Origin of the sequence: Moorena sp. SIO1G6, assembly GCF_010672795.1 — a bacterium.
In the GTDB taxonomy this organism is placed as follows: Bacteria; Cyanobacteriota; Cyanobacteriia; order Cyanobacteriales; family Coleofasciculaceae; genus Moorena; species Moorena producens.
Map to the genome: position 1 here is coordinate 1 of NZ_JAAHFZ010000004.1, position 20,056 is coordinate 20,056.

The following is a 20,056-nucleotide window of genomic DNA, read 5'->3' on the forward strand; positions in this document are numbered from 1 at the left end:
TCCTAGCTCTTTCAATATCCATTGTTCCATATTTGTGATAATAGATGCCAGAGGCGATTCTAGCAAGAACACACACTTGACTCTTTTTGTCAAGTTTTATGTTAAGAAAGATGTTTATAAAGCATAGCTTAATAAGGGGGGCTGGGGGGGATCTAATATCTTGCGGAAAACTTTGAAAACACGCCCTAGCCCCCCAATTCTGGGCGAGCAATCCCTCGCTCGGGGGACCCACGGGGGCTTTAACAAAACCAGATGATCGCGCATTCATTCCTTAATTCAGCAACGCCGCTTATTTTATTCAAAAGCACCGATTGCGCTACTTGAGGTGCTGCGCAAACAGTAGCGTGTGCTTGGGCATAAACTGTTCGGTGTAGCGTGGCCACAGACCCAAAGCACCTCAAGTAGCACCATCTGTAGCGCATAAGCACCTCAAGTAGCACCATCTGTAGCGCTTAAGCTGAATGCTTACTTCTGTGAAGAATTAAAAAACGCCCGATCGCTTTCTTGCCCCAGTATTTCCTGACCAATGGAGGCCAAAACGCGATCGCAATTATCATGGAGAGTATAGAAGGATAAATCGCGATAAATCCGTTCCAAAGGACTGGGTTGAATCATAGCACGAGCGCCACACATGCGAGTACAGTGTTCCAAAGTCTCCAGTGCCAATTTTTCTGACAAATAACGAAAGCGGTTACCAGCTTCTTTGGCCTGCTGGTGTTGACCTGTTTCCCACAACAAAGCCACTTTTCGTAGCCACAAGTCCATGGTTTCAATGTTCATGGTTGATTTAGCAATCCGATGCTGCACATAAGCATCCTGTTCTCTGCCTTGCTTTTTGATATGAGCGTGGGCATAACCATAAGCCCCTTCTGCCGCCCCCAAAAATGCCGCTCCATACTGAGGAGTAAAGCGAGTTTGCCACTCTTCAAGCAAGTATTGCCCTGGATAGCCAATCAGATTTTCTTTAGGAATAAAGGTGTGATCGAATTGTACGCGATAACTTACACTTCCCCGCATTCCAATCGGTTTCCACCAGGTTGAATCAAAGCTTACACTTGGGTCTGATAAATCACAGGCTAACATCAACACGGAATTCGCTGGTCCATCGTGATGACGAACAGCTCCTGTTCCGGCAGTACTCACAAACAATATCGCCCATTGTAGCCCATCCGCTCCTGTGGCAAAGACCTTGCAACCATCAACAATATAGCCCCCCTCTACAACCTTAACTGTTGTCCCAATACCACTGGTTTGCCCAGGGACTTTAGAAAGAGGTTCGCCACTCCAACCCGCCCATTTTTCCCCTCGTTGCACAATCCCTTCAAACCAACGTTGCTTTTGAGCTTCATTAGCGTTGGCAGTCAATAATACTTGTATATTAGTATGGCCTTCCCAGCAACGGGTGAAAGCTAAATCTACCTTTGCTAATTCTCGTGTCATCATCCAGAGGGTGAGGATATCACTGCTGTGACCTAAGCCTAAACCACCATACTTAATCGGTACAGCTGGGGCATGAAGACCTGCATCAAACAGAGTCTCAAAGTTTTCTGCTGGGAAGCTTGCTGTCTGGTCGTATTGAGCCGCCCTAGGGGCAAACTCTTCCTGAGTGAGCTGGCTTAAATGATCCAGGAGGGCTTGTGGATCATAGACTTGCCGATCTAAGAGAACAGGAGTTTGCACAGTTTATTGAGTAGATGTTTTTGTTCCTCGTTAATTGTAGCGGCTGGCAAACAGTAAAGGATCAACTACCAAATAACTTTATTTTTGCGGGGTAATTCTAGCTATTTTGTATAAAGTTTACTTGACAAAACAGACGTTCAATGTATCAGGAATTTAACTACAGCAATTTTCAATGGGGTGAGGTTTTTAGGGAGCAGGGAACAGGGAACAGGTAAGAAGTAAGAAGTAAGAAGGAAAAAATACTGTGTATCTGATAGTTATGAAGAACGCTGTATCAGCTAAATGATGCTAATTGTTAGATCATGTCCGGATAATTAGTTATCAAAAACCATTACCGATAAAACCTTACTTCTGCCTTCTGCCTTCTGCCAGCCCCCCTTATTAAGGGCTGATAAGGGTAGGTTTTTTACATTAGGGTAAAACATGGGGCGACCCAGAGGGAGAGGAAAAGGAAAACAACGAATAAATGATGATTTTTAACGACAAATTAAGTACATTGTCTTGATGCAATAGCGAGTGGTTTGAATTTACCGTAAGATCGGGTCGCCTTATTAAAAAATATTTAACCCTTTTCTGCATAACCTGCTAACTATAAAGGCGACCCTATCTAAGGTTTTGTCTCCGGGGGAAACCACGGCAATAGCGAGTGGGGAGGGGCTGTGTGCGGAACCTGCGTCCGCACCGCTGTTTGCCCCGTGGAGACCCCCAAGACCGTAATGGTGCGTTTGACCCGTAATTAAATTCGCCACGGGTCGCACCTCTGCCTCCCCAAGACCGCGCTGGATCGCTTTCTTATCCCCCACACCCGGTCACCCCACGCCCGCTCACCCCACACCTGAGGTCTTTGTAAAAAACCTACCCTTATGAGGGGGGGATTCCCAGCTGTTTGACCCACTCGGTGGAATTGGGGTCTTGGTAGAACAGGCATCTTGCCTGTGTACTATTTTGGTAGAACAGGCATCTTGCCTGTGTACTATTTTGGTAGAACAGGCATCTTGCCTGTGGACAAGATTTTGGTAGAACAGGCATCTTGCCTGTGATCAATATTTTCCTCACAGCATCGAAGCCTATTCTACACAACTACTCCCGATTCCCGATTCCCGATTCCCGATTCCCTATGTCACAGGCAAGATGCCTGTGCTACACCACTACTCCGTGATCCAAAAAAAGTAGAAACTTGGCATCAGGCATCAGCAGTTTCAGGACCTGCACATAGCCCTTGGCATCAGCAGGGTTGTCGAACCGAGCAAAAACGACTGGTGGCATTGGTGGCAATAGGCGCACCACTACCCATGGGTATAGGTGTTGAGTATGGGACATATTATTAAGTTATCTCCTGTAAGGGGAACCCAGAGCCAGCCTGCAGCCTGCGAAAACTCTAAGGCTGGCTCTTCCCGTGGATTTTTTTGTCCACACTTTTAGTTTAACACAAAAAATAGCAAATTATAGCATATTTTAAAAAGTTTTGTAACAAATTCTTTTTGAGGGAGCAGGGAGCAGGGAGCAGGGAGTGTGGTAAGTGTGGTAAGTGTGGTGAGTGTCCCCCCCTTGTTAAGGGGGGTTAGGGGGGATCTCCAGTTGGGGTTTAGCTGGGAAATTAGCGATCGCATAATCAATACAGTGGTGCGTTACGGGCAGCAACCTAACCGCGAACAGGCAGAAAATCAGGGCTAGCCCGTCCCTAACCCACCCTACGCAACTGCATCGCTGAAAGCCCCGTGGAAAGTGGGGATCCCCCCTAACCCCCCTTAATAAGGGGGGGACAAACCCTTAATAAGGGGGGGACAAACCGTTGCTGATCTGACTCCCCATCTCCCCACACTTCCCACACTTCACTCCCGACTCCATCGGTGCGCTTGACCCGTAATTAAATTCGCCACGGGTCGCACCGCTCCCGACTCCCGATTCCCGATTCCCGTTCCCCTCCTGGGAGGGGTTAGGGGTGGGTTCCGATTCCCGATTCCCTTATTTAGCAGAAATAGAAAATTACTACTATAAAGACTTGATGAATTTATCCGAATAATAGTGACATAAAAAAAAACTCATGGCATCAATGAATAAGGTGATTTTTTGACGGCAAGGAAAGAGCATGAATGGCAAGGCTCTTTCCTTTTTATAGGGGATATTACGTGAGAAATTGTAATGAAGCGATCGCTTCATTACAATTAATATTATCCTTCCCAAATATAAATAATGCTAAACCGATAATTTATTCATGTTTATGAAGCAAAAATATATTTATATATTATATTATAGCATCGGTTAATCTTTACTAGTTTATCTTACATTTGGCCATGAATCTGGAAAATAAATCCGGATATCTGGAGGTAAGTAGGTATTTATTTATTGGTAGATCATTAGATAAGCATTCAGCGTCGTGCTATCCAATATATGCTATCAGCTATTAATGATAAGTTCAACAGCAATCTTGCTATGACCTGCTAAGCTATCAGCTATCAGCTAATGCGCTACAGATGGTGCTACTTGAGGTGCTATCAGCCAATAGCGTCAGCCATTCGCGTAGCGTGGCCTTTTGGCCAAGGCTGACGGCTGAGGACTGACGGCTGAATGCTTAATGGACTTACTCTCTTGATTTAAAACGCTATCAGCTATCAGCTGACCGCTGAGCACTGATGGCTGATAGCTAATAGCTGTTGGCGTAGCCTGCGCGTAGCGCATATGCTTAGGATTATTGTCAATGTTAAGTGCCCACAGCCTTAGCAACTGAGGAGTTTTGTAAGACAAAATATTATGCCGAGATTTGAATTTGATGACCCCCGCTTTACTCTAAATACTTTTCAAGTTAGTGATAATAACGCTGCTTCAAATAATAAACTGATCGATTTACCTGACGGTAATAGCACTGGCACTGCTACTACAACCTTTGATTTGCCCAGTGGCACTTACCAGGTCATCCTGAAAGTTGCTGATGAGACAGACGGGAATAGCACAGTCGGTGTCACCATTGGTAATCAGACATTTTCATTCACTCTCGATGATCCCAATCCTAATGCTGGTATTTTTCCTGATGCTGATGCGTTCAAGGATCTGACCGTTAGCAATAGCATATTTATTCCCGAGGGGACTCAAATCACCATTAGTGGGGAAAGTGACGATGATGAACGTATTCGACTTGATTATATTGACTTCAACCTACTTAATGAAGCTCCTGTTCCAGTAGATGACACTGCTACTACTGATCAAAGTACCGAAGTTATCATTGATGTCCTAGGTAATGACTCTGATCCTGAAGGGGATCCCCTGACTGTAAACATTGAAGCGCAGCAATTTAATGGTACAGCAGTAGTCAATCAAGATAACACCATTACCTACACTCCTAATGATGGTTTCACTGGGACTGATACCTTCACCTACCAGGTCAGTGATGGCATCAATCCTGGGGTCACAGCTACGGTTACCGTTGATGTCCCTAATAAACCTCCAGTAGCGGAAGACGATACTGCAAGCACTGATTTAAACACTGCAGTTACTATCGATGTCCTAGCTAATGACGTTGATCCTGAGGGAGATCCCCTGACTGTAACCCTTGACCAGCAGGGCGGTAATGGCACAGCAGTAGTCAATGACGTTGATGGCACCATTACCTATACTCCTGTTGATGGTTTCACTGGCACTGATACCTTCACTTATCAGCTTAGTGATGGCATCAATCCTCCGGTCAAAGCTACGGTTAGTGTTAATGTTAATCAACCTCCAGTAGCAGACAACGATACTGCTACCACTACTTCAAACACTGCAGTTAATATCAATGTCCTAGGTAATGACACTGATGCTGATGGGGATGGGCTGACTGTAACCATTGAACCGCAGGAATTTAATGGCACAGCAGTAGTCAATGACGTTGATGGCACCATTACCTATACGCCAAATGCGGACTTCACTGGGGCTGATAGCTTCACCTACCAGGTCAGTGATGGCACTAATCCTCCAGTCACAGCTACGGTTAACGTTGAGGTAACTAATCCTAATCAACCTCCAGCACCGGTAGACGATACTGCTACCACTACTTCAAACACCGCAGTTACCATTGATGTCCTAGGTAATGACACTGATGCTGATGGCGATGGGCTGACTGTAACCATTGAACAGCAGGAATTTAATGGTACAGCAGTAGTTAATCAAGATGGCACCATTACCTATACTCCTAATAATGGTTTCACTGGGACTGATACCTTCACCTACCAGGTTAGTGATGGCGTCAATGATCCAGTCACAGCTACCGTTAACGTTAATGTCACTAATAATCAATCTCCAGTAGCGACAAACAATAACAATACTGCTACCACTGAGCCAAACACTCAAGTTACCATTGATGTTCTAGCTAACTACTCTGATCCTGATGGCGATCCGCTAAGTTTTGCAATTGTCACGGAGCCAACCAACGGTACGGCAGCAGTCAATGATAATGGCACTCCGGATAATCCGACAGATGACTTTATTATCTATACGCCAAATGCGGACTTCACTGGCACTGATAGCTTGACTTTTGAGGTAAGCGATGGCAGTGGCGGTACTAGCACAGGCACTGTTAACATCACCATTGAAGAGAGTGGTCCGGTATCCTCGACTCTGACTCAGAATGCCAATAATACCTTCACCATTACCGGCGACACTGCTGGACAATCCCAACTCCAATTCACTCTTACAGGTCGCGAGGCTGGTGAGGTCAGTGAAATTGGAGTATTTGCTGTTGATAGTGCCGAAGGTACAATCAATGGCATTGCCCCTGGTCAGAGTGGTTATGTACAAGCTGCTCTATCTCAGGCTAAGACAATTTTCTCTGTTCTCCCTGACGGTTTAGGTACTGCTCAAGCCACCCGCACCATCGACAGTTTTGACGTCAACGATAACCTGGTATTCTACGTAATCCAAGGTGGCTCTAAAGATGGGGTGCTAGGGGGACAGGATCCTACCTCCAACGTATTCTTCAGTGGTGCTTCATTTAATAGCGATGGTCAGAACCATGTACAGGTAACTGACAATGGCAATGGTCAGTTAACCTTGGGCTTTGAAGATGGCAATGACGGAGACTTCAATGATGCAACTGTGATTGTCTCAGACGGTTCAGGTTCGACTCCGCCAGTGGGAACAGGCACTACCCAGATTCAAGGGCAACGGGAACTGCTGGATTTGACCGATGTGACTGGTACAGTTACTGGTAGTCTTGTGGTCAACAGTGAAGCTTCTTTCAATAATACCATTGGCTGGTATCGGATTGATGATGAAAGTGGCACAGTTAACGGTATCAATGTTGGTAATGCTGGTTATGCACAAGCTGCACTATCCAATCAGGTAGACTTAAGTGCTGGAGTATCCGGTGGGGTACTACTGGCTCCATTCCTGATTTCGGATGGTACAGTAGCGGAGTTCCTAGCTGATAATCCTTCTAATGCAGATCAAGAGGATTCCGACCTGAATGCCTTCTTTGCTTTCGTGGGGGCTAACCCAGATGGAGTTGACCACGTTCGCCTGCTAGGGGATAACACCTTTGGTTTCGAGGATCTGTTTGGTGGTGGTGACCAAGACTACAACGATGTGGTAGTACAGGTTAACTTAAGTGTTGCCTAAGCACACTGCGGACGCTTTTTCCTAGTAGTAGGGTGCGTTAATAACGCACCTTACAATTACTCTAGATTTTGGACTAAAGCTATCAGCGTGTCGCGTATCAGCTAATGCGCTACAGGCACGCTACTGTTCGCGCAGCGTGCCTGTAGCGCAATCGGTGCTTTTGAATAAAAGAGGTAAGCAAAAGTTTAATCTGAGTTATAGCACTACGCATTCAGATGTTTGACATTGTCTTGATGCAATAGCGAGTGGGGGAAACCACGGCAGTCGCTCATGGGGGGAACCCCCAAGACCGCGCTGCCTCCCCAAGACCGTAATGGTGCGTTTGACCTTGGCGAATTAAATTCGCCACGGGTCGCACCTCTGCATCGCTCCTAAACTCCGAAACGTAAGTAATCGCTTACTTCTGACTTGCGGACTTGCGGACTTGCGGACTTGCGCGTAGCGCTATAAGTCTGCTCACCGCTGACCCCTGACCGCTGACCGCTGACCGCTGAATGCTTACCTCAAGCAAATATACCCTACAAGCCTCAGTATCAGCTGAGGTTTTTTTTTGTTTCATCGAATATTTTCACTGGTAAAATTAAAAATCGAATAGCACTATAGCAATCCCATCCCATCTACCATCCTATATATATGAACTCCTATCGTCGATTTAACCTAACCTTGGCAGCAGTTACCTTTCCCAGTTTATTTGGGTTTGGCTTATTGAACGCTGCTGTTGACCCTTACGGAGTCATAAATAGCCCAGAGTTACCCGGTCTAAATCAGTTAAAACCTGAACAATTTAACCATGTCAGACTATTCAAGGCTATAGATGTTATTCGTAATGAACCCAAAATCGTTTTGTTAGGTTCATCACGAACTGACCTGGGACTTAACCCAAACCACCCAGGACTGAAACCAGGAAACTCCGGATACAATTTGGCACTAGTTGGTCCAAATATGTATGAAGTTAAACGTTATTTTGACCATGCTATAACTAATCAACCGGATTTAAAAACCGTTGTGATTGGTATTGATTTTTTCATGTTCAATGACTTGAAAAATAATGCTCCAGATTTTAAGGAAAGTCTTCTTAATCAAGAAACTATTCCCCTGCAAGAGTTGATTAATTCGACCCTATCCCTAAACGCGCTGAATGCTACCAAATCAACCGTAAGTTCTAGTATCAAGTCAAAGGCTTACTATCTTTATGATGCCCATGGTATGCGTTTTGTTTATAACAATAAGCCCGATCAACCTTCACTAGGAAGGTTTAAGGACACGCTCAAGGGCTTAATGACAAGTGATGGATATTATAAAGAGTATCGACTTTCCGATAGTTTTTTGGATGATCTTCAAGACATTGTTGATACCTGTAAGGAAAAAGGGATAGAGCTAAAAGTATTTATATCACCATCCCATGCTACTCAATGGGAAAGTCTTAGGGTTACTGGACTTTGGCCAGTGTTTGAAGAATGGAAACGTCGGTTAGTGGAGATTACACCATTGTGGGATTTTTCTGGTTATAACAGCATTACCACAGAATCGATTAGGGAAGGGATGAAAAACTATTGGGATAGCTCTCATTATCGCGAGGAAGTAGGTGATCTAATCCTGAATCGCCTGTTCAGTTATCAAGTTCAGACTGTTCCAGAGGATTTTGGTGTTCTAATTACACCAGCAAATATTGAATCCCACCTCGGTAAAGTTAGGAATGAGCGGGAGTCATGGGCAGAGACTAATCCTGATCTAGTCAAGTTAGTGGAAGATTTAAACCAAAAATCTGAGATAGCGAGTAAGTAATTTTCCTATACTTAGTGTGGTTTGGTAAGAAGTAGGGTGGGCAAAAACCTTTTGGTTAAAATCAGTCTTCTCGATCAGATAACTTTGCCCACCCTACTATCAGGCAAAAACCTTTTGGTTAAAATCATTCTTCTAGATCAGATAACTTTGCCCACCCTACTATCAGGCAAAAACCTTTTGGTTAAAATCATTCTTCTAGATCAGATAACTTTGCCCACCCTACTATCAGGCAAAAACCTTTTGGTTAAAATCAGTCTTCTCGATCAGATAACTTTGCCCAGCCTACTATCAGGCAAAAACCTTTTGGTTAAAATCATTCTTCTAGATCAGATAACTTTGCCCAGCCTACTATCAGGCAAAAACCTTTTGGTTAAAATCAGTCTTCTAGATAACATAACTTTGCCCACCCTTTAATTGGGATTTTTTTGACACGCAAGTCCCTAAGCTGAATGCTTACCCGAAAGATTCAAGAGCTTCCCCTGGGCTGATTCTACAATGGCGTCTCGGATGAAGGCACTTGCTTGGATAATCTCTATTCCAATTAAGTCTCCTGCTTCATTGAGTTCGGCCGTAATGTTAGGACTAATCTCGACACTACCTGCTTCTGGTTCATCAGACAGGGTAAGGTGAAGGATATCCTCTTGTTCAAAGTATGTCATCTTGGCATTATTCATTAATTGTAAATCTCCCAGTTCTTAAGCGGAATCGTAGTTGTTGACGGGTGGTGCTATGGATGGTTACTGGAGTTATCAAATCACCACTGCGTTCATAAGGAATTATGACTAACTGATTGTCGTGCTTGCCAACTGCGATCTGTCTGCCTGTGACGGTATCATAATATCTCTATCCAGAAAATCTCAGGATTTCCTCGATCTTAGCTAGGTCAAATCCCCTGAGTTCGGCTCGATACTGTAGATAATTTGACCAGACAATTTGTGGCATTTGTTAAACGTTGCTGAAGTTTGAGTTGCGAGCACAACTTCTATAATACACGCAAGCAATCCCACTCCTTCTTACAATATCTTCCAATTCTAACCAAAACGCGATCGCCTACGGTGGATACTTCGTACCATCCTAAAAATACCTCATCCTTAATATTTAATCCTTAAAACTTAATACTTCTAATACCTAGTTTCCAGTCAATTGAGCAATTTGCTTCAAATCCACATTGCCACCGCTGATAATGACACCAATCCGAGCATTGGGCATGTTAATGATACCTTCAAGTAGGGCAGCAGCAGCTAAGGCACCAGTGGGTTCAACTACAATTTTGAGCCGTTCCCAGAGGAAAAACATGGTACGGATAATCGCAGCTTCCGATACAGTTACCATGTCATCGACGTAATTAAGGACTAGGGGAAAGGTAAGTTTACCCAGGCTGGGAGTTCTGGCTCCGTCAGCAATGGTATTGGGATTGTCAACAGTTTGGAGGATTTTGCTATGGAAGGAACGGGTGGCATCATCGGCCTGTGCTGGTTCTACACCAATCACACGGCAATTAGGATATAGGGTTTTGGTTGCGATCGCACATCCGGAGAGTAAGCCACCACCACCACAACACACCAGTAACAGATCCAGTGAACCAACTTGTTCTAGGAGTTCTTTGGCCGTAGTACCCTGTCCAGCAATAATGTGGGGGTGATCGTAGGGAGGAATGATAGTGAGTTTGCGATCGCGTGATAACTCTTCCGCTAATGCTTCCCGTCTCAATTCAGCCCGATCATATAAAATTACTTCAGCACCATAGCCACGGGTAGCGGCTTGCTTGACAGCTGGGGCATCTTTGGGCATGACTACAGTGGTGGGAATACCGAGGAGGGTGCCAGATAATGCGATCGCTTGGCCATGATTACCAGAAGAAAAGGTGAGAACCCCTCGCTGTTTTTGTTCTTCAGATAGTTGTGACAGAGCGTTATAAGCCCCTCGAAACTTAAAGGCACCAATACGTTGGAAGTTTTCGCATTTGAAGAAGACTTGAGCCTTGGTGAGCTGGTTGACAGTCCTGGAGGTATGGACTGGAGTTTGATGGGCATTGCCCAATAGGCGTTTAGCGGCGGCTTCTATGTCAGTGTAGGTTACGGGTAATGCTTGCAGTTCCATAGCAGTAGGGAGTCGGGAGCGGTGCGACCCGTGGCGAATTTAATTCGCCTACGGAAAGCGCACCGAGGGAGTAGGGAGCGGTGCGACCCGTGGCGAATTTAATTCGCCTACGGAAAGCGCACCGAGGGAGTAGGAAGTCGGGAATCGGGAATCGGGAATCGGGAGTCGGGGTAAGAAACTTGAATGTACCTGATCAATATAAGAAACAGGCTTACTAAATTCTCAATTCTCAATTCTCAATTCTCAATTCTCAATTCTCAATTCTCAATTCTCAATTCTTAATTCTCAATTCTCAATTCTCAATTCTCAATTCTTAATTCTCAATTCTCAATTCTGAGATTACTTGATCAATTTTAGAGGATATGGTTAAGGTTGATCATAGAGAACAATAAAACTACCAATAACCACCACAGCCAATGCTGAGGGGACTAATGGTACCCAATACCCTTGTTTCAAAAGACCTAAGCAGGACCCGTAGAGAATCGATAGAGCCAACAGCAACACACCCAAACGTAGGGAGGATTTACAGCGCCAACAAACCAGACCAACCGTTAGGCCCCAACCCCAAATCCACACTACTTCACGCCATGCAGGCCAATGCCGTATCAGGGGTCGCTCATCTAAAACAGCACTGAGAATCTGACTTACCATGTGGCCATGAATAATTACCCCTGGTGTTTGATCCTCTATGTCATTACCTTTACTATAGGGTGTAAAAAAATAATCCTTACGGCTGGGAGCAGTAACCCCAATCAGAACAATTTTTCCCTTGAAAGCATCAGGATTGATCTTACCCTTTAGAACTTGAGAGAGAGTGACTTGGGGCACAAAATCCTCTGGAGATTGGTGAAAACGGTAATTCAGCATGATTTGGTGTCCCCAGGCATGAAGCTTATGATAACTGCCAGTATGATGGGTTAAGGGTTTAAAGACTACATCACCTAGCTGTAAGTATTGTTTATCTTGTTTTTGAGCTTCTGTGTATTTGGGAAAGATTCCCTCTGCCACTAGATACCGCATGGCCAACTGGGTACTCAGAGCATAAGAAGCACTACACACTGATTTTGGATCAGGGTTAAACGCCAACAGATGGCGACGGATCACCCCGTCTGGGTCAACTACAACATCACTAAAGCCCAAGTTTTGTTTCGGAACTTCTGGGGGCGGTGAAATTCCTTTATCCTCTTCGTTACTGGCTTTGCAGACCGTAACCAAATTCTCGCTTTGCTCTAGGAGCCTTCCCAAATCCTGATAATCTGGGGCTACAGGAAAATCACGATGAATATCTAGGCCAATGACTTTGGCTTGAGAGGAATTAAGTATTTCTAACAGTTGTTGGAGTGATCGGTCTGATAAGGAGGTAGCTGGTCTTAAATCCGACTGCTGAGCTTCAATATCTTCTTCAGTCACCTCTACCACTATCAGACGGGAATCGGGAAACTCCGCTGGTCTTCTATTGATCAGGTGGTCGAAGGCTTTCAACTCCAAACCTTGCAGTAAACCGAGCTGCTGTATAACTATCAAGAAGCATGTAATTACTAAACTGCTCACTAATACCTTGACGAAGCTTAGAGGCTCAGGGCGTGGAGGTGGAGGTGGAGGTGGAGGTGGAGGTGGAAGTGGATATTTTCCATCAAAACTGTCCCTCAACCCTGGCCAAGTCGGTGGCTTTGCGGCAGGATTCTGACAAATTATCGGTAACCAAGTTGCACAAGGAAACTCGTCTTCTATCCCTTGTAATCGTTCCCTAGCTTCCCGCACTGCTAAATAGAAGGACTGCCCCCCAGCAAAAGCGGTTAAAAAATATTTCAAAAATTCCTGTGAAACCCGGTCGGGTACCGGTTCTCGCATCACAATAATTTGGGGAATCTGTAAATTAGCCAGATTCGAGGCTAAACCCAATCCATCACAAGAATTAAAAATAGCGATTTTTAAGCCTTTTCCAATTGCTCTTTTTAAGCCAAACTTTAACTGATTAATGGTTAAACTATCGGTTTGATTAATATAAATGTGGCCCGTTTCACCATCGTTTTTACTGGAACTATGACCAGCAAAAAAGAGGATATCCCAGGATTGCTCCCAAAGGGCTTCATGGACTTGCTGGCGCTTGGGTTCTATAAGGAACGTGAGCTGAGCATCAGGTAATTTCTCTAGCAACTTCTGATCCGCTTCGGTATCAATACCAATACTATTGCCAATAATTGCTAAAATTTTCACCTTCTGGTGGGGCTTGGGATTTAGAGTGACTGGTTCAAACTTTAAGGCACTTAAAGCAATTTCTGCCTTGGAATAGCGTTCCCAAAAATCCCACAGATGCCAGGGCAGTCGCCGTAAACAACTGTTCTCGGTTTGAATAATGAGACGAATTTCATCGGAGGGTAATAGTTGTTCGAGTAATTTCTCCTTAATCGGTCGAAATGGCTCTGAGGATAGCCAAGCATTTAAGCGATCGCCTAAGACTTGGGCTGCATTGTAGCACCGTTCCAGTTTAGATACATTGGTCACTTGTACCACAGATGCTTCTAGACGGGAACGTAACCCCAAACTGTGATAACTCGTTGTCCAACTTTGGCACGATTGCATAATTTCCGGAGCAGGAGGTAACCTGCCAGTGATTTCCAACAAAGGGCTTTTGCCCTCTTCCCAAATCTGTAAAGTGACTGGAAACCCTTGGTCAAAGCAACCATCTCCTATCTTTAAGACAACTAATTTACCAATGCTGCGCGTGTTATTTGTCATTGGTCATGGATCACTGGTGTTGCAGATGTGATTTCTACCCTCATTTTACTTATTTATAGAGGTTTATAGAGGTTTATAGAAGGTGTATCGGTGCCTTAGGATTGACCACTGACTGATATCAAAACTGATATCAAACAAGACACCAGATAACCGATCTATCCCCGAAGGACTTTGAATTATAACGCTTTCGGTGGTGTGTCGATGGCTAAATTCAGGAATTCCTAGATTGGCCGTAGGCCACGCTACGGGATCAGATTGCAAAATCCTCAATAATCCTGGCATCGCCAAGGGCAACTTCGACACTAAATTGCTCTCCTGGTAAACCACTGAACTGCAATTGAATGTAATTATCGATTTGTCTGGCTTGGGCTTCAAGAAACACTGTTCCCGATCCATCCAGCACAGTGAGTGTGAGGTTGGGAGGCAAATAGGTTTTACTACCGGTGGGATATACCTTGAGGCAAATATTTTGCTTGAGTTCAGATTCTGGTAAAAGTTCCACCACCAAAGCCACGGGGGAACCCGCTAGCAATAGGCCTAAGTCGATTAACTTAGCCCGCCTAATCCCCACATCAAGATTTTCCTCTAGGGGTAACGCCTCAGTTGACTCTAGACCAGAAGAGCGGAAAGCGAAAATTGGTTCGGGTGGGTTTAACAAGTTTTCCAAGCTTTCGAGAGTTTGCCAACCGGTTTCAACCACATTGTCTAACCACTGACTCAAGTTTACCCTAGTTCTCTGGGCTAGCTCTGAGATGGGTTGATGGAACTGATCGATTAAATCGTCAACGGGTCGTAGTTGGCTAATGGGTAATTCTTCGGTATCAGCAGTTGGAGTAAATCCCAACACTGTTCCCTGGGACGATTGTTCATCAATCTGAACAACTACATAGCCAATCCGATCACACCAAACTTCGGGGGGAATATGGCAAAGGGAATCTTGGGCTTTGATCGGTCGGCATTCGATACGACCGATATCGGATATTTCCAAGTCGGCCACATTAGCTAACAGGCGTATAATAGGATTCCAGCTGTCTGAGGCTTTTAAATCTGTAGGCATCCCCAGCATTTGCATGTAATCATTGACAACCAACACAGCCAAGGTGTTGAGTCGAACTTGCTCAGCTTTTTCAGAGGTAGGCTGCTGCCTAGCAAATTGCTCAGCACTCCTGCGTGCATTGTCAGTAATGGGCAGAGGAAGGGCAAATTGTTCTAGGTTATGGGTGTTGTAGGTCATAGGAATTGTGTTTCTGTACTGATGTGAACACCTTGACTGAACCAGGTTAAGGTTAAGGTAAGTCTTTTTAAGGAACCTCCTATTATAGATATCCTTCCGATTCTCCAAATTTACGCAAACGGGGCAAACATTGTCGCTGATAAAAGCTACTTAATGTAGAAATTGATACATTAAACTCTTCTGAGAGAGTTTTCCAGCTAGTTTCTGGAGGCAAGCGTCGTAAAATTAAGACTTGGCAGGTGACCTCTGGATGACCTTTAACATGGGTAGTGCGTAGATCACTATCAACACCCGCCGTTTCCACCCATTCCCTAACATCTTCGAGTAACCTAGGCACCTCAGGTGGAGCTGCCACACTATTGATCGGGTCAAGGTTTTCACCATTTTGAGCCTTGATAGGAGAGACTGTCTGACGTTGTCCGTCTATGTTCTTGATGCGAAAGTCTTGGAGTCGTTTCTTCAAGTAGAAATTGAGCCAAGTGACCACACTGCCACGGCTAGAGTCGTAGGGATTACCGGTTTTGCCTTCGCAAATATTCTGGCAAAAGTAAATCCAGGTTTGTTGGAGTGCGTCTTGATAGTAGGGAGTATGTTCTTGCCAAAGTTTCTTAGTGACTAAACGAATAATTTTTGTTAAGTTTTTTTGACGGTGAGCGCTTCCAGGTGGATGACTACATGCTTCCGTCACTAGCTGGTTGAGCTGCTCATAGAGTTGAGTCATAATGCGATCGCTCCGCCTTTGCTGATATTGCCTTTCTCCGAAAATACTATGTTCACACAGGTATGTATATGTTATGCAGGGTCAGCCTCAGGTCTGTAATGTGACGCTCCTACACCAACCTTAAAGGTATGGTGTAGGCTTCTCAGGCACCCCGAAGAGTGCGTAGAACTTCCTTGGAGGTATCATCAGTAATAGAATCAACTATTTTGATGCTACCTTTAAGGCGTTTTATAGTGGGGAACACGTCCAGCCCCACTCTCTTGATGTTGATAGCAGCATTAATATCTCTATCAACCCAGAGGTTTTCTATTTCATCCCAATATTTCCGGATACCGCAATCAGTAAAAATCACTTGATCTCGATAGGATAACAATTGAGAGGTATAAGCAGGATTCTTGGCAACCACAACGGCTCCAGCTTTCGCAGCTATGTGACCAAGGATTACAAAGAATTCTCCAAAAGCGGCATCCGCCCAACTTAGGTTGAGCCCGGACTTGGCCGATTGACCATTTGGTAGGTATTTCCCTTCTTTGTCTTGTAATGGTGCATTACGCTTACTTAAACCTTTAAGGTTGAGGTTTTCATGAAAGAATACTTTCTTGCCTGTACTTACTAAGCTGTGGGCAGTCTTGTATTGGAAATCTTTTCTGGCGCGAGCAATTTTTTGGTGTTGCAACCCCTCTTTTTTCGCTAGTTTTCGGCGTGCTTTACTGCCTTGAGGTGCGAGCATTTTTCTTTTTGGAAATTTTGGCTAATTTAGATTGATTTCGCCTCAAAAACTTGGCGGATGGTAGCTTTCCCCCTAAAGATGTCGCCAGATAGTACTCCTGGTGAAGTACTGCATCCATTCCTAGGGAGTTCTCCCAATTCGGCACGATTACATCAGGTGTAATACCAGGAACAGTAGGATCATCAAGTTTAAGGTTTACAAACCATCCATCACTTTTTTTGATGAATTGCACTTGTTTGAGGATTGCACCATCCGGTAGATGGCGGTGAGAGCGAATTTTTAGCAAGCCGATCTTGGGTATTTTCAGGTAAAGGAACTTTCCCCCAGTCGAACATGAATGCAGGGTTAAACCTGCTCCTTCAACAATAAATGAGCGATAACGAGGTTGAGATTTGAAGCGAGGCTTACCACTCCTATTGCCGTTATTGTCCCCATAAATAAACCGATCAAACGCCTTATCTACACGTTTACAGACCTGCTGCAGAGTATTAGCTGGAACCCGTGAAAAATCTAAATCATATCCTGACCATTCCACTGTTACCTTACCCTTTTTGAGTCCTGGTAAAAGTTTCTTTTGGCTGTAGTAGTTGGGGCGATCGCGCAGTTCAGGAAGATGACAGACCAAGGGGCAAGAGTTAACCGAAGTTCTGTTACGTTCCCACCAATCAAACCTTTCACCAAGCTGACGATTATACCAGTACTGGCAAATCCTTAGCCAAAGATTTATCTCTAGCTTTTGGTCGGTGCTTGGAAGTGCTTTATACTGGTAAGTGTATTTCATCCCCTGGTGTTGGTCACTATAGTTAATAATACACTAATTAGTGTATAGATTTTGGAAAGGTTGCCATGAAAGATGATTAAATTATTACGAAGATATATTAAATCTCAGGATTCTTTGAAAGTGTAATTTGCTGTTAAAGGGGTATTGAACCCCTTTAACAGCCGCGCATTCCTCTCACACCAAATCAAAGATTATGGTGTGAGGCTCCTGCTAAGCTAGCTCAACTACTCCAGGATACTCGGAGTTTTGGTTAAGACTAACCCAGTATTCAGCTGTTGACAGTCTAGGTATTATGTGTTAATTACTAGGGACTAGAAACTTTGATTAACTATCTAACAGTTAATATCTAACAGTTAATATCTAACAGTTAATATAAAATATCACTAAATAATTACTTGGCGGTTAAAATACAAGATTTTAAGTTAAGTTGTAAGACCTAACACCTAATACCTGATACCTAATACCTAACACCTAACACCTAACACCTAACACCTAACACCTAACTCCTAACACCTAAGGCAAGCAGTGATGTTTCCCAATTGCCAGAAATTTCTGATCAAATTTTCGGGAATCTGTGGAAGACACCTTGTATTAAGTAAGTAACGTAGCTTTACTAGAGCTTGTCAAACATCTTGGACAGTTTTTGACATATGCCTCTAGGATTTCCTCCCAGTTGATGTACAGTGGCGGTTGTAGCAATGGTTGCAGCCGCTTTTTTTTTTGGAGAGTAATGGGTAATGGGTAATGGGTAATGGGTAATGGGTAATGGGTAATGGGTAATAGCCACTGCTGTATTGAGGATTTGCCGAATGCGTTCGCGTAGCGGCTCCAAAGGAGCATCGCATCACCGATTACGCAGTGACCTTAACATAACTTCATAGTTATGTCATCCTGAGAAAAGAGTTGTAAATAGACTCAAGAAAAGGCCAATGTCAGAACTCTCAGAAAGAAAACGAGTAGTTGTAGTCGGTGCTGGATGGGCAGGCTTAGGCGCAACTCACCACTTAGCCAAACAAGGTTACGATGTCACTCTCCTAGAAGCAAGTTCCTATCCCGGTGGTTTAGTGGCAGGATGGAAAACGACCGGTGGACGTTCTGTAGAAGGGGGAATTCATGGTTTCTGGTATCCCTATCACAACATTTTCAACCTCGTAAAGGAACTCCGACTCAATCCTTTCACTCCTTTCACCCGTTCTTCCCAGTATTCTCCTGCTGGATTAGAAGTCGAATCCCCTATATTTCAAAATGAACCACGACTTCCCACCCCTCTAGGAACCTTCCTCTACACTGATTTCAAACGCTTACCCCTGATTGATCGACTCTCTGCCTTACCCCTGCTCTATGCCGTTATTGACTTCGATAATTCCCACCAGGCGTGGGCTAGGTACGACTCGGTAACCGCCCGTGAATTATTTAAACAGTTTGGGGTTTCGGCTCGACTCTACAAGGATTCCTTTGAGCCCATGCTGTTAGTGGGTTTATTTGCTCCAGGAGAGCAATGTTCAGCCGCAGCCGCCCTAGGAATGCTGTATTACTTCATTTTGGCTCACCAACCGGACTTTGATGTGGTCTGGTGCCGAGGAACGGTAGCACAGATGATATTTAAACCCTGGATGGAACAGATTGAAAAAGCCGGGGGAAAGGTACTTACCAATAAACGGGTCAATGACATTATTTTAGACCACACAGGCAAGGCCAAAGGGGTGATGTGTGGTGATGAATGCTTTGAGGCTGACGCGGTGATTTTTGCTGTCAGTGTCAATGGTATGAAGAAAATCCTTCAGAGTAGCACCATGCTCCAAAGCCGCAAGGAATTCCGCAACCTGATGAATTTAGGGGCAATTGATGTGCTATCAACCAGGCTATGGTTTGACCGCAAAGTTATGATTCGCCATCCCTCTAATGCTTGTTTTGGCTTTGATGCAACCACGGGTTGGACATTTTTTGACCTTAATGCCTTGCACGATGAGTACCGGGATGAACCTGGTAGCGTGATTGAAGCAGACTTTTACCATGCTAACCAGTTGCTACCCCTGAGTGATCAGCAAATTATCCAGAAAGTTCAGCGTGACCTAGGCACCTGTGTTTCTGGTTTTCGAGAGGCAAATCTGATTGACAGTACTGTGATTCGAGTACCGCAAGGGGTGACTCACTTTGCTCCCGGTAGCTATCAGTATATGATGCAGCGAACCACTAGTATTGAAAATGTATTTATGAGCGGGGATTGGATTGTCACTCGCCACGGTTCTTGGTCTCAGGAAAAAGCGTATGTTACCGGTTTAGAGGCAGCAAATTTGGTAATTAGGCGCTTTAGACAAGGGAATCTAGCTAAGATTATTCCTGTTGATGCAGATGAATTCCATATTCAGATAACACGGAATATTAACAAAACTGTACGGGAGTTTGGTCAGACGTTATTCACTAATTTTTGGTTACCTTGATTTTAAGCATATGCGCTACGCGCACGCTACGCGAACAGCGGTCAGCGGTCAGCCTTCAGCCTTCAGCCTTCAGCCTTCAGCCGTCAGCCGTCAGCCGTCAGCCTTTGGCTGTTCGCTTAGGGTGCGCGTAGCGCATAAGCACCTCAAGTAGCGTGCGCGTAGCGCATAAGCTGAAAGCTGATAACTGATAGCTGATAACTGATAGCTGATAGCTGATAGCTGATAGCTGATAGCTGAAAGCTGATAGCTGATAGCT

Annotated in this window: 19 protein-coding genes; 7 read left to right on the forward strand and 12 right to left on the reverse strand. The window is 44.6% G+C overall.

The features are described 5' to 3' along the window. Positions 1-465: 465 nt before the first annotated feature. The gene (locus tag F6K63_RS05250) at positions 466-1,680 is read right to left on the reverse strand and encodes an acyl-CoA dehydrogenase family protein (protein ID WP_008187099.1); all 1,215 of its coding nucleotides are present in this window, start codon (positions 1,678-1,680) and stop codon (positions 466-468) included. 551 nt (positions 1,681-2,231) lie between these two features. Then, positions 2,232-2,429, reverse strand: coding sequence for a hypothetical protein (locus F6K63_RS05255; RefSeq protein WP_131827059.1), 198 nt, complete (start codon positions 2,427-2,429; stop codon positions 2,232-2,234). A 287-nt stretch (positions 2,430-2,716) separates the two neighbouring features. Between F6K63_RS05255 and F6K63_RS05260 the strand changes: the two genes are divergently transcribed. Further along, on the forward strand, positions 2,717-2,839 hold the full coding sequence (locus F6K63_RS05260) for a hypothetical protein (RefSeq protein WP_287263928.1): 123 nt from the start codon (positions 2,717-2,719) through the stop codon (positions 2,837-2,839). On the opposite strand, the gene F6K63_RS05265 is transcribed toward F6K63_RS05260, so the two are convergent. Further along, complete coding sequence (locus F6K63_RS05265; RefSeq protein WP_008187095.1) at positions 2,821-3,000, reverse strand: hypothetical protein; 180 nt, start codon at positions 2,998-3,000, stop codon at positions 2,821-2,823. The two genes, F6K63_RS05260 and F6K63_RS05265, sit on opposite strands and share 19 nt — an antisense overlap. 192 nt (positions 3,001-3,192) lie before the next feature. On the opposite strand from F6K63_RS05265, the gene F6K63_RS05270 reads away from it, so the two are divergent. Then, entirely contained in the window at positions 3,193-3,354 is a 162-nt protein-coding gene (locus tag F6K63_RS05270) for a hypothetical protein (protein ID WP_287263925.1), read from the forward strand. Positions 3,355-4,188: 834 nt separating this feature from the next. Here F6K63_RS05270 and F6K63_RS05275 read toward each other — a convergent pair. Next, positions 4,189-4,425, reverse strand: coding sequence for a hypothetical protein (locus F6K63_RS05275; protein ID WP_131827060.1), 237 nt, complete (start codon positions 4,423-4,425; stop codon positions 4,189-4,191). Positions 4,426-4,431: 6 nt separating this feature from the next. Here F6K63_RS05275 and F6K63_RS05280 point away from each other — a divergent pair, with 6 nt between their 5' ends. Together F6K63_RS05280 and F6K63_RS05285 are read left to right on the forward strand one after the other, a co-directional pair. Beyond that, positions 4,432-7,269, forward strand: a complete 2,838-nt coding sequence (locus tag F6K63_RS05280) for an Ig-like domain-containing protein (RefSeq protein WP_287311126.1) — start codon at positions 4,432-4,434, stop codon at positions 7,267-7,269. Between the two features lie 633 nt (positions 7,270-7,902). Then, positions 7,903-9,054: a hypothetical protein gene (locus F6K63_RS05285; RefSeq protein WP_287311128.1), complete on the forward strand. Its 1,152-nt coding sequence runs from the start codon at positions 7,903-7,905 to the stop codon at positions 9,052-9,054. Positions 9,055-9,494: 440 nt separating this feature from the next. Here the strand turns inward: F6K63_RS05285 and F6K63_RS05290 are convergent, their stop codons facing one another. Continuing rightward, positions 9,495-9,728, reverse strand: coding sequence for a DUF2283 domain-containing protein (locus F6K63_RS05290; protein WP_008187086.1), 234 nt, complete (start codon positions 9,726-9,728; stop codon positions 9,495-9,497). A gap of 454 nt (positions 9,729-10,182) precedes the next feature. Then, positions 10,183-11,154 (reverse strand): threo-3-hydroxy-L-aspartate ammonia-lyase, encoded by a 972-nt coding sequence (locus F6K63_RS05295; RefSeq protein ID WP_008187083.1) that lies wholly within the window; start codon positions 11,152-11,154, stop codon positions 10,183-10,185. Positions 11,155-11,243: 89 nt separating this feature from the next. Between F6K63_RS05295 and F6K63_RS05300 the strand changes: the two genes are divergently transcribed. Beyond that, a complete protein-coding gene (locus F6K63_RS05300; protein WP_267872066.1) occupies positions 11,244-11,372 on the forward strand; it encodes a hypothetical protein in 129 nt (42 codons plus the stop codon). Between the two features lie 148 nt (positions 11,373-11,520). Here F6K63_RS05300 and F6K63_RS05305 read toward each other — a convergent pair whose 3' ends face one another. The 6 genes from F6K63_RS05305 to F6K63_RS05330 form a co-directional block, all read right to left on the reverse strand. After that, on the reverse strand, positions 11,521-13,893 hold the full coding sequence (locus F6K63_RS05305; RefSeq protein ID WP_287311130.1) for a CHASE2 domain-containing protein: 2,373 nt from the start codon (positions 13,891-13,893) through the stop codon (positions 11,521-11,523). A gap of 250 nt (positions 13,894-14,143) precedes the next feature. Continuing rightward, positions 14,144-15,127, reverse strand: coding sequence for a DUF1822 family protein (locus F6K63_RS05310; RefSeq protein WP_008187080.1), 984 nt, complete (start codon positions 15,125-15,127; stop codon positions 14,144-14,146). 82 nt (positions 15,128-15,209) lie between these two features. Continuing rightward, positions 15,210-15,848 carry a hypothetical protein gene (locus tag F6K63_RS05315; protein WP_008187078.1) on the reverse strand — a complete coding sequence of 213 codons (639 nt, stop codon included), beginning with the start codon at positions 15,846-15,848 and terminating at the stop codon, positions 15,210-15,212. 142 nt (positions 15,849-15,990) lie between these two features. Then, positions 15,991-16,578 (reverse strand): zinc ribbon domain-containing protein, encoded by a 588-nt coding sequence (locus F6K63_RS05320; protein ID WP_008187077.1) that lies wholly within the window; start codon positions 16,576-16,578, stop codon positions 15,991-15,993. Beyond that, on the reverse strand, positions 16,556-17,359 hold the full coding sequence (locus tag F6K63_RS05325) for an RNA-guided endonuclease InsQ/TnpB family protein (protein WP_008187076.1): 804 nt from the start codon (positions 17,357-17,359) through the stop codon (positions 16,556-16,558). The genes F6K63_RS05320 and F6K63_RS05325 overlap by 23 nt, the downstream gene beginning before the upstream one ends. Before the next feature lie 613 nt (positions 17,360-17,972). Continuing rightward, positions 17,973-18,191 carry a hypothetical protein gene (locus tag F6K63_RS05330; RefSeq protein WP_008187074.1) on the reverse strand — a complete coding sequence of 73 codons (219 nt, stop codon included), beginning with the start codon at positions 18,189-18,191 and terminating at the stop codon, positions 17,973-17,975. A 97-nt stretch (positions 18,192-18,288) separates the two neighbouring features. Here F6K63_RS05330 and F6K63_RS05335 point away from each other — a divergent pair, with 97 nt between their 5' ends. Together F6K63_RS05335 and F6K63_RS05340 are read left to right on the forward strand one after the other, a co-directional pair. Continuing rightward, positions 18,289-19,800, forward strand: coding sequence for a hydroxysqualene dehydroxylase (locus F6K63_RS05335; protein WP_287311132.1), 1,512 nt, complete (start codon positions 18,289-18,291; stop codon positions 19,798-19,800). Further along, positions 19,797-19,931 carry a hypothetical protein gene (locus F6K63_RS05340; RefSeq protein WP_287311134.1) on the forward strand — a complete coding sequence of 45 codons (135 nt, stop codon included), beginning with the start codon at positions 19,797-19,799 and terminating at the stop codon, positions 19,929-19,931. Before F6K63_RS05335 ends, F6K63_RS05340 begins: the two co-directional genes overlap by 4 nt. Positions 19,932-20,056 lie beyond the last annotated feature (125 nt).

Excerpts from the sequence above, each read along its gene's own strand:
- F6K63_RS05320 (WP_008187077.1), bottom strand. The coding sequence starts at position 16,578 with ATGCTCGCACCTCAAGGCAGTAAAGCACGCCGAAAACTAGCGAAAAAA.
- F6K63_RS05280 (WP_287311126.1), top strand. The coding sequence starts at position 4,432 with ATGCCGAGATTTGAATTTGATGACCCCCGCTTTACTCTAAATACTTTT.
- F6K63_RS05335 (WP_287311132.1), top strand. The coding sequence starts at position 18,289 with ATGTCAGAACTCTCAGAAAGAAAACGAGTAGTTGTAGTCGGTGCTGGA.
- F6K63_RS05295 (WP_008187083.1), bottom strand. The coding sequence starts at position 11,154 with ATGGAACTGCAAGCATTACCCGTAACCTACACTGACATAGAAGCCGCC.
- F6K63_RS05305 (WP_287311130.1), bottom strand. The coding sequence starts at position 13,893 with ATGACAAATAACACGCGCAGCATTGGTAAATTAGTTGTCTTAAAGATA.
- F6K63_RS05315 (WP_008187078.1), bottom strand. The coding sequence starts at position 15,848 with ATGACTCAACTCTATGAGCAGCTCAACCAGCTAGTGACGGAAGCATGT.
- F6K63_RS05265 (WP_008187095.1), bottom strand. The coding sequence starts at position 3,000 with ATGTCCCATACTCAACACCTATACCCATGGGTAGTGGTGCGCCTATTG.
- F6K63_RS05310 (WP_008187080.1), bottom strand. The coding sequence starts at position 15,127 with ATGACCTACAACACCCATAACCTAGAACAATTTGCCCTTCCTCTGCCC.
- F6K63_RS05285 (WP_287311128.1), top strand. The coding sequence starts at position 7,903 with ATGAACTCCTATCGTCGATTTAACCTAACCTTGGCAGCAGTTACCTTT.
- F6K63_RS05290 (WP_008187086.1), bottom strand. The coding sequence starts at position 9,728 with ATGAATAATGCCAAGATGACATACTTTGAACAAGAGGATATCCTTCAC.
- F6K63_RS05325 (WP_008187076.1), bottom strand. The coding sequence starts at position 17,359 with ATGAAATACACTTACCAGTATAAAGCACTTCCAAGCACCGACCAAAAG.